We start from the raw sequence: 12,596 nt of genomic DNA on the forward strand, positions 1-12,596 counted from the left end.
TGGAAGCACGCGCTGTTTTGTACGGCGCGTGCTTTCTTATAGGCTGGCCAGCCCGAGATGGGGCGACCGGAGGCTCTCAGTGACGACCGCATACGAAACCGTTTCCGACTATGATGATGGCCCGGCCCGTGACGGCCGGATCAAATTGCATAATGAGGAAGGTTTCGAGGGCATGCGCAAAGCCGGCCATCTGGCCGCGTCCGTGCTCGACATGCTGGCCGGTGAAGTCGCCCCCGGTGTGACCACCGATCATCTCGACCGGCTGACCCGCGAATTTGTCTTTGATCACGGCGCCACTCCGGCGACGCTGTATTATCGCGGCTACCGGCACTCGCTATGCACCTCGCTCAACCATGTCGTCTGCCACGGCATTCCGGGCCCGAAACCGCTGCGCAATGGCGATATCGTCAATATCGACGTCACCGTTGTGGTTGATGGCTGGCACGGCGATACCAGCCGCATGTTCGTGGCCGGCGAGCCCAAGCGCAAAGCCGAGCTGCTGATCGACACCACCTATGACGCCATGATGGCCGGCATCAACGCGATCAAGCCGGGCGTCACCCTGGGCACGATCGGCGCCATCATCCAGGAACACGCCGAAACCCGCCGCTGCTCCATCGTGCGCGAGTTCTGCGGCCATGGGCTTGGCCGCCTCTTCCATGACAGCCCGAATGTGCTGCATTTCGGCACCCGCGGCGAAGGCCCCGAACTCAAGCCGGGCATGTTCTTCACCGTCGAGCCTATGCTCAATCTGGGCCGACCGGACGTGAAAATCCTCGCCGATGGCTGGACCGCCGTGACCCGCGACAAGTCGCTCTCGGCCCAGTTCGAGCACTCGGTCGGCGTCACGGAAGACGGTGTCGAGATCTTCACCAAGTCGCCCAAGGGCCTGGATAAGCCGCCCTATTCGCTCTAGGCGAAAACACCCCTGACTTGCACTTCTTGTCCGCACAATCCAGATTGATGCGAACAGGGAGGCTGTCGACATGCCCGTGCGCGAAGCGCCACCTCATGAACAGGGCCATCGCGGCCGCTTGCGATCGCGCCTGCTCAATGCGGGCGGAGACGCGTTGCATGATTACGAGCTGCTGGAGCTCTACCTCTTCCTCGCCATCCCGCGCAAAGACGTCAAACCGATCGCTAAGGCGCTGATCGCCCGGTTCGGGGATCTCGGCGGTGTCGCCACCGCGCCGGTCGAGCAATTGCTCCAGGTCGACGGTGTCGGAGAAAAGACCGCTGCCGAGCTGCGCCTGATCCAGGCCCTGGCGGAACGTCTGGCGCGCGAACAGGTCATTGGCCGCCCGGTGATCTCCTCCTGGTCCGCGCTGATCAGCTATTGCCGCACCGCCCTGCAGCACGCCATGACCGAGCAGTTCCGCGTGCTCTTCCTCGATCGCAAGAACCGGCTCATTGCTGATGAAGTCCTCGGCCAGGGCACGATCGACCACGCCCCGGTCTATCCCCGCGAAATCGTCAAACGCGCCCTCGCCCACGAGGCCTCAGCCCTGATCCTGGTGCACAATCATCCCTCCGGCGATGCCACGCCGAGCCAGGCCGATATCGAGATGACCCGCTCGCTGATCGAGGTCTGCGCGCCCTTTGATATCGTGGTGCATGATCACCTCGTGATCGCGCGCGAAAACACGGCGAGCTTCAAGACGCTGGGCTTGTTGTGATTTAGCCTTTGGGCTCAATCGGCTGCCATAGTTCGACCTTGACCCCATTGGGGTCCATCACCCAGGCAAAACGGCCATAGTCGAAGTTCTGCGGTTCGCCTTCCAGCGGCACGCCCTTCTCGTTCAAACGCACGAGCATGGCGTCCATGTCGTCAATGATGAGATTGATCATGAAGACGTGTTTGGAGGGCGCGAAATAGTCGGTCTCGGGTTTGAAGCCGGAGAAGATCGTGCGGGCGCCCTGCGGGAAGGCCTTGGCGCTATCGGCGTGCAGGAAGTCCGCCCCGCCATAATCATTGAGCTTGAGCCCCAGCGTGTCGCGATACCAGGCCATCAGGCCTTCCGGATCATCGCATTTGAAGAACACCCCACCGACGCCAATTACCTGAGCCATATCCGCCTCCCCGGTTGCGGGAGCAGCCTAGAGGCCCGATGGCCTTCTTGCACGGGAGAAATAGCTAGGCCGCCAGACGCAGGGATTGAGCCCGGTCATCGAGGGAGCGGCCGGTGATGGCCAGGATTTGCGTCAATGCCGAGGGCAGGTTGAGAAACTCCAAGGCAAGGCCCGCCTTGGCGGCTTCGTCCTGCACCAGCAGGATCATGCCCACACCGCACATATCCATGTGCGTGATCTGGGCCAGGTCGAACTGGGCCTGACGGCATTCAGTGTTTCTCAGAGCCTGGATGAAAGGGCGAAATTGCGGATGCGCAGCGAAGACTAGCTCCCCCCTCGCGCGCATCCGCAATATCCCACCACCCTCTGCAATCTCGCAGAACACGCTTCCACTCCACACACCCAAACCTCTTGTTGGCATGAGGTTATGCGGGCGCGCATAAAAAATAAATTAAAGCCGATTTCTATTTTAGAAGCAGCGCGTTCAGCGCCTCGCGACGGCCCGGTCCAGGCCTAGCACCTTGTCGATCTTGCGCACGACCTCATCGCGCGATTTGGCGTCCAGGAAGAGCGCGGGAATGCGTGACAGAATGCGGCGGTTTTCACCTTGGACCCGGGACCGGTCCGCCCCGGCCGCAACGAAACGGCGGATCAGCACCATCATCTCGCGATCGAGAGCCCAGAGCGTCTGCCCGCCATGCTCGATCGCATAATAAGAATCCTCCGGCCAGCTGAGTTCATGCCGGCCCATCTTGGTGCAGCTCAAACAGCGGACCTCCCCCGACCAGTCCGGCGCGCCGGCCTCGAAATGCCGCTTGCCCGCGCGCCGCACCGGCAGCGCATGGCTGTGCCCGGTCTCAAACCGTGCCTCCAGGCCGCAGGCCGGGCAGCGGATCGACAGCGGTGCAACCAGCAGCGGATATTCGTAAAGCTCGGTCATGTCAGAACACTAGCGCCCGCTTTTGCGCTGAGAAAGCACTGGCGAAATCTGCGTGCATGACTAGCCTCGCCGGATACCGATCCGAGGGCCCCATGTACCGCAATTACTTCACCCATCTGGAATGCTCCGCCACCGGCACGCATTACGACAAGGACCAGCCGCAAAACCTCTCCGAGGCCGGCAAGCCCCTGCTTGCGCGCTATGATTTCGAGCGCGCCAAGGGCGAGATAGATCGCGATGAAATTGCAGCGCGTGAGGGCGGCTTTTGGAAGTGGCGCGAGCTGCTGCCGGTCCGGGATGACAAGGATGTGTGCGCCCTCGGCGAGCTCGACACGCCGATGATCGATGTTCCGGCGACGGCCCGGGCAAGCGGTGCGACGGGTAAGGTCTGGGTCAAGGATGAGGGCCGTCTGCCAACGGGAAGCTTCAAGGCGCGCGGTCTCGGCCTTGCGGTCGCCATGGCGCACTCTTTCGGCATCAAGCGCATGGCCATGCCCACCAATGGCAATGCCGGGGCCGCCCTGTCGGCCTATTGCTCGCGCATGGGTATGGAAAGCTATTGTTTCGCCCCGGAAGACACGCCCGAGGTCAATCTGCGCGAGATGGCGCGGCAGGGCGCCAAGGTCTTCAAGGTCAACGGCTATATCCACCATTGCGGCGCTCTGGTCGGGGCCGGTAAGGCGGAAATGGGCTGGTTTGACGTCTCCACCCTGAAAGAACCCTACCGGATCGAGGGCAAGAAAACGATGGGGGTCGAGCTGGCCATGCAGATGGGCTGGACCTTGCCCGATGCCATCTTCTACCCGACCGGCGGCGGCACCGGCCTGATCGGCATGTGGAAGGCGTTCGACGAAATGGAACGCCTGAGCTGGATCGGGTCGGAGCGCCCGAAAATGATCGCTGTGCAGGCCGAGGGCTGTGCTCCGATCGTGCGCGCCTGGGACAAGGGCGAAACCCACGCCGAGGAATGGCTCGAGGCCGACACCCACGCCATGGGCATCCGCGTCCCCAAGGCGATCGGCGACTTCCTCATTCTCGAGGCCTGCCGGGACAGCGGCGGTTTCGCCATGAGCGTCTCAGAGGATGAAATCCAGGCCGCCCGCGTCACCTGCGCGCAAGAAGACGGTCTCTTGCTTTGCCCGGAAGGCGCCGCCACGCTGGCCGCCATGGAAAAGGCCATGGCCAACGGCCAGATCGAACGCGATGCGGAATGCGTCCTGTTCAATTGCGGCTCAGGCCTGAAATACGACATGCCGGAGGGGGCCAAGCCGCTGGACCGGCATGGGGAAATTGATTGGGGGAGCCTGAAATGACCGACACACCCGTCTACATCGTCGCCAACCTGCATATCGAAGACGCGGACGAATACCGCAAATATGAGAAAGGGTTCTTCCCGGTCTTCACCAAGCATGGCGGCGAGTTTGTCACCTTTGACGACAACACCCACACCTTTGAAGGCCAGGCGCCGCGCCAGGGCCGCATGATTATCGGCAAATTCCCCAATGAGGCGGCCGCCCGGGCCTGGTATGACGATCCGGAATACCAGGCCATCTCGGAGCACCGCCGCGCCGGCACCCAATTGCAATTCCTGACCATGGTGCATGGAATGCCAACGCGGGGATGAGCTTTTTTTTTGCGCCTTTGGCGCGTCACCCACTCCCCCGCTTCGCGGGACCTCGCCCATCAAGGGCGAGGAGGGAGATACATCGCCCCTCCTTCCCCTTGATGGGGAAGGTGGCGGGCTGCGCAGCAGCACGGCGGATGGGGTGACGCGGCAAAGCCGCGTCTAAAAACTCGCCTCAAACACGTATTTTTGCTAAGGTCACCGCGTACATAACTGTTCAATCAGCAAGAGGAAGGGATGCGATGACGCGTTTGATTTTCACCTCTGTAAGCTTGGTAACAGCGATGTTCGTGGCCAGCCTGGGTGCGGGTTCCGCCCTGGCCGACGGCGACACCGTTATTCTTCAACTCTACGGCCAGCGCGCCTGGGAAGTCTCCTGCCAGATGGAACAGGATGATGGCGACCGGATTGCCAGCCGCGAACGTGGCGGCGGCGCCGGCAGCACAGGGCGCATCCTGGCCCAGGATGTCATGCTCGGTACCTGTGAGTATCGCGTCGGCCATAATGGCATGCTTCGGGTCACGCTGGTCCTCGACCAGACCGGACTGGACTGCCCCTTCACCATGACGGATGAGGGCCTGTGCCGCGGCTATTTCGCTGGCGGTACATCCGGTTCCTTCACGGTCACGGCAACGCCTGTCGCAGCGGACACCGGTAGCTGATTTTGAGTGCGCCTTTGGCGCGCACCCACTCTCCCGCTTCGCGGGACCTCGCCCATCAAGGGCGAGGAGGGAGACACATCGCCCTCCTTCCCCTTGATGGGGAAGAGCCTGCCCCGGACTTGTTCCGGGGTGGCGGGCTGCGCAGCAGCACGACGGATGGGGTGCGGCGGCGAAGCCGCCAGGAAAACCGGCCGCGCTCTTGATTTTTGCGCCACTTCGGCGCATCCCCCGCGCTTCTTTATTCGAATGCTCATTCGAGCATCCGAATCCTTAGTGATCGCATTTTCGAACCGCAAAACCGGTACCCACTTTTGCTGAAAATGCTCAGAACGCCCGGAGTGCGCGCATGATTCCCCGCTATACCCGTCCTGAAATGGCTGCGATCTGGTCGGATCAGAACAAGTACAAGATCTGGTATCTGATCGAGGCGCACGCGACGGAAAAGCTGGCGGAGCTCGGCGTGGTGCCGCAATCGGTGGTCGATGCGGTCTGGAAGGCCAAGGATGTCGAGTTTGATGTCGACCGGATCAATGAGATCGAGGCCGAGGTCAAACATGACGTCATCGCTTTCCTGACCCACCTGGCCGAGCATGTCGGTGAGGAAAGCCGCTTCGTACACCAGGGCCTGACCTCGTCGGACGTGCTCGATACCTGCCTTGCTGTACAGATGAAACAGTCCGCCGATCTGCTCCTGGTCGCCATGGACCGGGTGCTGGCAGCGCTGAAGGCGCGCGCGGAAGAGCATAAATTCACCGTCTGCATCGGCCGCTCGCACGGCATCCATGCCGAGCCGACGACAATGGGGCTGAAGTTCGCGCGCTTCTATGCCGAGTTCAAACGCAATCGCGACCGACTGGTCGCCGCGCGGGACGAGATCGCGACCTGCGCCATTTCCGGCGCCATCGGCACCTTCGCCAATGTCGATCCGTCGGTGGAAGAACATGTCGCCGAGCAGATGGGCCTGAGCGTCGAGCCGGTGTCGACCCAGGTCATTCCGCGCGACCGCCACGCCAATTATTTCGCCGTGCTCGGCCTGATCGCCTCGGCGATCGAGAATATCGCCGTGGAAGTGCGCCATTTGCAGCGCTCGGAAGTGCGTGAGGCCCAGGAGTATTTCTCCAAGGGTCAGAAAGGCTCCTCCGCCATGCCGCACAAGCGCAATCCGATCCTGACCGAGAACCTGACCGGCCAGGCCCGCCTGGTGCGCTCCGCCGTGGTGCCGGCGATGGAGAATGTGGCGCTCTGGCATGAGCGGGACATCTCCCACTCCTCCGTCGAGCGCGGCATCGGCCCGGACGCCAATGTCCACCTCGACTTCGCCCTGCACCGCACCGCCGGCATGATCGAGAAGCTGATCGTGCACGAGGACCGCTGCCGCGAAAACCTGGAAGCCTATGGCGGCATCCACAATTCCCAGCGCGTCCTCCTCGCCCTCACCCAGGCCGGCGCCAGCCGCGAGGACAGCTACCGCCTGGTCCAGCGCAATGGCATGAAAACCTGGGATGAAGGCGGCAAGCTGGTCGACCATCTCAAGGCCGATGACGGCGTCACCGCCCTGCTCTCGGACGAGCAGATCGAAGCCTGTTTCGACGAGGCCTATCACCTGAAACATGTCGACACGATTTTTGCGCGGGTATTTGGGTGACGTGCCACCTTTCATTGCTTTTTAAGGATAGGCCATTACCCTCTTCCTGACGAAAGTCAGGACCCATGGCGCAACAGCCTTGCACCTACATCATGGCCAGCATGAAGCGCGGCACGCTCTATATCGGCGTGACGCGGGACATTGCCATGAGGTGCTGGATGCACCGCGAGGGTAAGGGCTCAAAGTTCTGCGCCCGGTACAGGGTAAAGCGGCTCGTTCATCTTGAGTTCTTCGACCTGATGGCCGAGGCGATAGCGCGTGAGAAGCAACTGAAAAATTGGCGCCGTCAGTGGAAGATTGAGCTGATCGAGCGCGACAACCCGGATTGGAGTGATCTGTTCCTGCGGTTGAACCAATGATCATTGCCTCATCTTGGGTCCTGACTTTCGTCAGGATGAGGGTTTTAATGCGATCAACCAGACCGAGGATTTCATGGCCAAGCTTCACGACACGATCGACGATCGCATCCGCAAATTCATCGAGGCGCAGAAGATGTTCTTCGTCGCCACTGCGCCGGCGGGGAGCGCGGGTCATGTGAACATGTCGCCCAAGGGCTATGACAGTTTCCGTATCCTCGGACCGAATGAAGTCGCCTATCTCGACCTCGGCGGGTCCGGCATCGAAACCCTCGCCCATGTGCGCGAAAACGGACGTATCACCTTCATGTTCTGCGCCTATGAAGGCGCGGCGAACATCCTGCGCCTGTACGGCCAGGGCGAAGCGGTGACCTTCGACGAGCCGGGTTTTGAGGAGAAGCTCGCCCTCTTCCCGCAATTCCCGCATGCCCGGGCCATCATCACCGCCAAGATCGACCGCATCCAGGACAGTTGCGGCTGGGGCGTGCCGTTTTACGAGTACAAGGGCGAGCGCGACCAGCTGGTGCGTACCAATGCCAACCGGTCGAAGGAGGAGTGGCGCGAGAAACGCTATAAATCCAACGCGGTGTCGATCGATGGTCTCGATGGACTGGTCAAGCCGAACGTTTAAACGCCCTCATCCCGGGCCTGCCCCGGGACCCCGGCGCGGCAATGCACCGGCTCTGACGCAAGCGTGATCACACGAGGCGGGAAATCCCAGAACGCCTGCACTATATCTGGGTAATCTGTTCCACCTCGCGCATCGAGGTCCTGACTTTCGTCAGAATGAGGTTTTCATGCGTACTGTTCTGATTGTAGCCGCCCTGCTCGGGGCTTTCCTGGGGCCCAACTTCTTCCGCGCCAGCTGGGATGCCCCGGCCGAGGCGGCGGTGAGCGAAGAACGCCCGCGCCTGGTCGCCGCCATGTTCCGCTCGTCCTGGTGCGGCGCCTGCCGCATCCTGGAACCGCGCGTCGATGATGTGCGCGAAAACTATACCGACGCGCGGATGGAATTCATCCGCTTCGACTTCACCCTGGGCCGCCGCGGCGGGCTGCGGGAAAAAGCAGAAGAGGCCGGCATTGCCGACCTCTATGACCAGCTCGAAGGCCGGACCGGGTTTCTCGTCCTCATGGACCGCGAAAGCGGCCAGGTGTTCGAGATCATCACCACCGATTACGACCGCGACAACATCGCCGCGGCCTTTGATCGCTGGCTGCAGGTGACCGCGGGCTACTAGCCCTCAGCGACGATCTGCTCGCGCGCCTGGATGAGGAAATCATCCATCTGCTTGCGGATGATGTGGTCTGAGACGTCGACCGATTTGGCGTCGAGATCGCCGCGGATCTTGCGGAACACATCCTCATGGCCGGCTTCTTCGAAGTCCGCCATGACCACTTCCTTGGCATAGGCCTCGGCAGCATCACCCTCGATGCCCATTTCGCCGGCAGCCCACAGGCCCAGAAGCTTGTTGCGGCGGGCGACCGCCTTGAATTCCACTTCCTGATCGTGAGCGTACTTGCTTTCGAAGGCGTTTTCGCGATCGTCCATTCCAGACATTGAGGGTCTCCCTGACGGATAAGTGTTTCCTGTTTCCGTATCCCGCCACCCTAGCGAAATCAATCGCTCATGGGCAGGCTGACAGCTTGCCGCAGCATGCCATTGCGATTACCCCGCTTCGCGGCTAGTTTCCGGCCTCGACGCGCGGCCTGCTCGATGAGTCGGCCGCGCGAAGCGTTTTTCGCTCCGGCATGCTGCCGGACCCCCGCAGGAGCGTCGCGCATGTCCCGCCGCAAGAAAATCTACGAAGGCAAGGCCAAGATCCTCTATGAGGGCCCCGAGCCGGGTACGCTCGTCCAGTATTTCAAGGACGACGCCACCGCCTTTAATGGTGAAAAACACGCCACCCTTGAAGGCAAGGGCGTGCTCAATAATCGCATCTCCGAGCACATCATGCTCGGACTGCAGCGCATCGGCATTCCGACGCACTTCATCAAACGCCTCAATATGCGCGAGCAATTGATCCGCCAGTGCGAGATCATTCCGCTCGAGATCGTGGTGCGCAATGTCGCTGCCGGTTCGATCTCCAAGCGCCTGGGCATTGAAGAAGGCCAGGCCCTGCCGCGCCCGATCGTCGAGTACTACTTCAAGAAAGACGAGCTCGGCGATCCGATGATCTCCGAAGAGCATATCAATGCCTTCGGCTGGGCCGCGCCGCACGAGATGGATGAAATGGTCACCTGCGCCCTGCGCGTGAATGACTTCCTGTCCGGCCTGTTCACCGGCGCCGGCATCCGTCTGATCGATTTCAAGCTGGAATTCGGCCGCGTCTTCGACGGCGAGATGCAGCGTGTCATCCTGGCTGACGAGATCAGCCCGGACAGCTGCCGCCTGTGGGACATGGAGAGCAATGAAAAGCTCGACAAGGACCGTTTCCGCCGCGATCTGGGCAATGTCACCGAGGCCTATGCCGAAGTTGCCCGCCGCCTGGGCATTATGCGCCAGAACAATGTTGTAGCCGTTGCCAATGATGAGGGTTCCTCGTGAAAGCCAAGATCCACGTTTATCTCAAACCCGGTGTGCTCGACCCGCAGGGCGCCGCCGTGGCCGGCGCGCTTCACACCATGGGCTATGACGAAGTCACCGCCGCGCGCCAGGGCAAGCTGATCGAGCTTGACCTCAGCGGCGAAGACAGCGATGCCGCCAAGGCCCGCGTCGACGAGATGTGCCAGAAGCTGCTCGCCAACCCGGTGATCGAGAGCTACTCGATCAAGATGGCTTAAGGGCCCAGCGCGGCATGAGTGTGGTCGATTTCTTCCGGCGTCTCCTGGGCCAAGCCCCGGATCATGACACCGGAAGCGGCCGCGCCGCGTTAAACGCCCAGCTCAACGACACCTTCCCCTATGAAGTCGTCGCCGTTCCGGCCCACCGGGCGGTGAAGGCGCAGGCCAAGCTCAATGCCCAGCCAGGCCAGTCGGCGGTGATTGCCGGCGATGCCGAGCAATTCTATCGCCTGATCGAAGTCTTCGGCGAAGGCTTCGAAGACATGCGGGCGCAAGAGCCCGCCGCGCTGATCGCTGCGGCCGACGGGATCAATCCGGCCAAGGACGTCTTCGCCAGGGCCAGCGGTTATGAGGAAGGCGACTATTCTGCCCTTCTCGAGGAGCTGCGCGATGACTGGCCCGAGGGCGATATCGGCAACCGGGTCGGCCCGCTTATCCTCTACAACCCGTCGAATAATCGCCTGCTTGAGCAGGTCTATATCGTCATTATTCCCGTCGATGATGTCATCGACGTCCCGGCACATCTGTTCTGGGGCGGCTGGAATGACAATCACGAATCGCCGGCCCACATCGCCGTGCTGCGCGACTGGCGCGAGCGCTATGGCGCCGAGCTGGTGGTCATGGGACCGGACATTATCGAGCTGAAAGTCGCCCGCCGGCCGCAGACCCAAGACGAAGCCCTGGCGCTTGCCCGGGCCCAGCTGGCTTACTGTCCGGACATTGTCCTGCAGGGCGTCGGCTCAATTGATGCACTCGCCGCCACGCTGATGCAGAGTGACTGGTGGTATTTTTGGTGGGATTGAGGCATGACCTCGCCATACCGCCCCAAACAAAAGGCCCAGACTGTCAGATGAAATCCGCCGTCATCGTCTTCCCTGGTTCCAATTGCGACCGCGACGCCCATGACGCCATTGCGCGCGTCACCGGCGAGGCTCCGGCCATGGTCTGGCACCAGGAAACCGAACTGCCCGCTGGTACCGAGTTTCTCATGGTTCCCGGCGGTTTCTCCTATGGCGACTATCTGCGCTGCGGCGCCATGGCGTCTCGCTCCAACATCATGCCGGCGATCATCGCCCATGCGACGAGCGGTGCGCCGGTGCTGGGCGTCTGCAATGGCTTCCAGATCCTCACCGAGAGCGGCCTCCTGCCGGGCTCGCTGATGCGCAATGCCGGCCTCTCCTTTGTCTGTGAGAAAGCCCCCCTGAGCGTGGCCAATGGCAATACGCGTTTCACCTCGCGCTATGACAGCGAGTCCGAACTGATCATCCCGATCGCGCACCATGACGGCAATTACTTCGCCGATGACGAAACCCTCGACCGCATTGAGGGCGACGGCCAGGTCGTGTTCCGCTATGGCAACAACCCCAATGGCTCCGCCCGCGACATTGCCGGCATCGTCAATGCCAAGGGCAATGTCCTCGGCATGATGCCCCACCCGGAACGCGCCGTTGACGCCAAGCATGGCGGCACGGATGGACTGGCGCTGTTTGAGAGCCTGCTGGGGAGTGCTTAGCGCGCATGCCGGACGCTCTAGATATACTCCTAGAGCGCTCAAGCGAGGCCATCGGGCGTCCAATCGGAAAGCTGGGTGACTTAGCTGAGCGGTTAGAACCCATCCGCCCCCTTTTGGAGCGGCGTAATGGCTTCTGGGCCGGTTTAAGTGCCTTGTACATCTTGCCGTTTGACCATCTCGAGAAGCCGAACCTTGAACTCACGGATGCAATCGTTGAGTACGCCGGGCGCTATGAGGCTCTCCGACAAGGAACGATTTTCGGTTTCGATCTCTACGGTATGCCTTTTTTGTTCAATGAAAGCGGTTTTGGACACCTCAATTACGAAACCGGCGAGGTCGACGCGATGGGCTCCTCGGTCAACGAGTGGGCGCAGGCCCTCGTTGGAGACTTTGGCCGGTTCACGGCTTGGCCGGTCGCAGAGGCTTGGCAAGAGGCCAATGGTCCAATTCCGAAAGACGCCCGCCTATATCCAGTTCGCCCCTTCATAATGGGTGGCGAGTACGACATATCAAATCTGCGCCCGTGCAAGATTGAGGACGGCTTCGGCGCCGCCTCTCAGATTTATCAACAAACCAAGGACCTGCCGGAAGGCGCTCAGGTTCGCATCGTGGTATCGGACTGAACCCATGACCCAATACGCTGACGGCATTACCGCCGAGATCGTTGCCGAGCACGGCATTACCGAGGACGAATACCAAGTCATTCTCGACCGCGTCGGCCGGGCGCCGAACCTGGTTGAGCTGGGGATTTTCTCGGTGATGTGGTCCGAGCACTGTTCCTACAAGTCCTCGCGCGCGCATCTGGGCAAATTCCCGGTGACCGGCGAGAAGGTGATCCAGGGCCCGGGCGAGAATGCCGGCGTCATCGATATCGGTGACGGCCAGGCAGCCATCTTCAAGATGGAGAGCCACAATCCCCCGTCCTACATCGAGCCCTATCAGGGTGCGGCGACGGGTGTGGGCGGCATCCTGCGCGACGTCTTCACCATGGGCGCGCGCCCGGTG

Annotated in this window: 19 protein-coding genes; 15 read left to right on the forward strand and 4 right to left on the reverse strand. The window is 61.6% G+C overall.

All coding sequences use genetic code 11. From position 1 onward, the window contains the following. Positions 1-79 precede the first annotated feature (79 nt). Both map and radC read left to right on the forward strand, forming a co-directional pair. Entirely contained in the window at positions 80-916 is an 837-nt protein-coding gene (gene map, locus Q1V57_RS00825; protein WP_300526917.1) for a type I methionyl aminopeptidase, read from the forward strand. 70 nt (positions 917-986) lie between these two features. Further along, a complete protein-coding gene (gene radC / locus Q1V57_RS00830; protein WP_300526918.1) occupies positions 987-1,676 on the forward strand; it encodes a DNA repair protein RadC in 690 nt (229 codons plus the stop codon). 1 nt (position 1,677) lies between these two features. Here radC and Q1V57_RS00835 read toward each other — a convergent pair whose 3' ends face one another. From Q1V57_RS00835 to Q1V57_RS00845, 3 genes are all read right to left on the reverse strand, one after another. Beyond that, the gene (locus tag Q1V57_RS00835; RefSeq protein ID WP_300526919.1) at positions 1,678-2,070 is read right to left on the reverse strand and encodes a VOC family protein; all 393 of its coding nucleotides are present in this window, start codon (positions 2,068-2,070) and stop codon (positions 1,678-1,680) included. Between the two features lie 64 nt (positions 2,071-2,134). Then, positions 2,135-2,491, reverse strand: a complete 357-nt coding sequence (locus Q1V57_RS00840) for an STAS domain-containing protein (protein ID WP_300526921.1) — start codon at positions 2,489-2,491, stop codon at positions 2,135-2,137. Between the two features lie 63 nt (positions 2,492-2,554). Next, positions 2,555-3,010, reverse strand: a complete 456-nt coding sequence (locus tag Q1V57_RS00845) for a hypothetical protein (RefSeq protein ID WP_300526922.1) — start codon at positions 3,008-3,010, stop codon at positions 2,555-2,557. 92 nt (positions 3,011-3,102) lie between these two features. Here Q1V57_RS00845 and Q1V57_RS00850 point away from each other — a divergent pair, with 92 nt between their 5' ends. The 7 genes from Q1V57_RS00850 to Q1V57_RS00880 all read left to right on the forward strand — a co-directional run bounded on the left by Q1V57_RS00850 (position 3,103) and on the right by Q1V57_RS00880 (position 8,535). Continuing rightward, complete coding sequence (locus tag Q1V57_RS00850; RefSeq protein ID WP_300526924.1) at positions 3,103-4,323, forward strand: threonine synthase; 1,221 nt, start codon at positions 3,103-3,105, stop codon at positions 4,321-4,323. After that, positions 4,320-4,634: a DUF1330 domain-containing protein gene (locus tag Q1V57_RS00855; protein ID WP_300526926.1), complete on the forward strand. Its 315-nt coding sequence runs from the start codon at positions 4,320-4,322 to the stop codon at positions 4,632-4,634. Before Q1V57_RS00850 ends, Q1V57_RS00855 begins: the two co-directional genes overlap by 4 nt. A gap of 242 nt (positions 4,635-4,876) precedes the next feature. After that, positions 4,877-5,296 (forward strand): hypothetical protein, encoded by a 420-nt coding sequence (locus tag Q1V57_RS00860; RefSeq protein WP_300526928.1) that lies wholly within the window; start codon positions 4,877-4,879, stop codon positions 5,294-5,296. A gap of 346 nt (positions 5,297-5,642) precedes the next feature. Further along, positions 5,643-6,941, forward strand: a complete 1,299-nt coding sequence (purB, locus tag Q1V57_RS00865) for an adenylosuccinate lyase (protein ID WP_300526929.1) — start codon at positions 5,643-5,645, stop codon at positions 6,939-6,941. Positions 6,942-7,006: 65 nt separating this feature from the next. Continuing rightward, entirely contained in the window at positions 7,007-7,300 is a 294-nt protein-coding gene (locus Q1V57_RS00870; protein ID WP_300526930.1) for a GIY-YIG nuclease family protein, read from the forward strand. A 73-nt stretch (positions 7,301-7,373) separates the two neighbouring features. Beyond that, positions 7,374-7,928: a pyridoxamine 5'-phosphate oxidase family protein gene (locus Q1V57_RS00875; protein WP_300526931.1), complete on the forward strand. Its 555-nt coding sequence runs from the start codon at positions 7,374-7,376 to the stop codon at positions 7,926-7,928. 166 nt (positions 7,929-8,094) lie between these two features. Beyond that, positions 8,095-8,535, forward strand: a complete 441-nt coding sequence (locus Q1V57_RS00880) for a thioredoxin domain-containing protein (RefSeq protein WP_300526933.1) — start codon at positions 8,095-8,097, stop codon at positions 8,533-8,535. Here the strand turns inward: Q1V57_RS00880 and Q1V57_RS00885 are convergent. After that, the gene (locus Q1V57_RS00885; RefSeq protein ID WP_300526934.1) at positions 8,532-8,855 is read right to left on the reverse strand and encodes a DUF1476 domain-containing protein; all 324 of its coding nucleotides are present in this window, start codon (positions 8,853-8,855) and stop codon (positions 8,532-8,534) included. The two genes, Q1V57_RS00880 and Q1V57_RS00885, sit on opposite strands and share 4 nt — an antisense overlap. 222 nt (positions 8,856-9,077) lie before the next feature. On the opposite strand from Q1V57_RS00885, the gene purC reads away from it, so the two are divergent. The 6 genes from purC to Q1V57_RS00915 all read left to right on the forward strand — a co-directional run. Next, positions 9,078-9,842 (forward strand): phosphoribosylaminoimidazolesuccinocarboxamide synthase, encoded by a 765-nt coding sequence (purC, locus tag Q1V57_RS00890; RefSeq protein ID WP_300526935.1) that lies wholly within the window; start codon positions 9,078-9,080, stop codon positions 9,840-9,842. Then, on the forward strand, positions 9,839-10,078 hold the full coding sequence (purS, locus tag Q1V57_RS00895; protein ID WP_300526936.1) for a phosphoribosylformylglycinamidine synthase subunit PurS: 240 nt from the start codon (positions 9,839-9,841) through the stop codon (positions 10,076-10,078). The genes purC and purS overlap by 4 nt, the downstream gene beginning before the upstream one ends. Positions 10,079-10,092: 14 nt before the next feature. Further along, positions 10,093-10,881 (forward strand): DUF4253 domain-containing protein, encoded by a 789-nt coding sequence (locus tag Q1V57_RS00900; RefSeq protein ID WP_300526938.1) that lies wholly within the window; start codon positions 10,093-10,095, stop codon positions 10,879-10,881. Between the two features lie 47 nt (positions 10,882-10,928). Beyond that, complete coding sequence (purQ, locus tag Q1V57_RS00905) at positions 10,929-11,591, forward strand: phosphoribosylformylglycinamidine synthase subunit PurQ (protein ID WP_300526940.1); 663 nt, start codon at positions 10,929-10,931, stop codon at positions 11,589-11,591. A gap of 5 nt (positions 11,592-11,596) precedes the next feature. Then, positions 11,597-12,214, forward strand: coding sequence for a hypothetical protein (locus Q1V57_RS00910; protein ID WP_300526941.1), 618 nt, complete (start codon positions 11,597-11,599; stop codon positions 12,212-12,214). Between the two features lie 4 nt (positions 12,215-12,218). Further along, positions 12,219-12,596, forward strand: a 378-nt coding sequence (locus Q1V57_RS00915; protein WP_300526942.1) for an AIR synthase related protein, incomplete at its 3' end; no start/stop codon positions are given.

The organism is Maricaulis sp. (assembly GCF_030149425.1).
Classification (GTDB): domain Bacteria; phylum Pseudomonadota; class Alphaproteobacteria; order Caulobacterales; family Maricaulaceae; genus Maricaulis.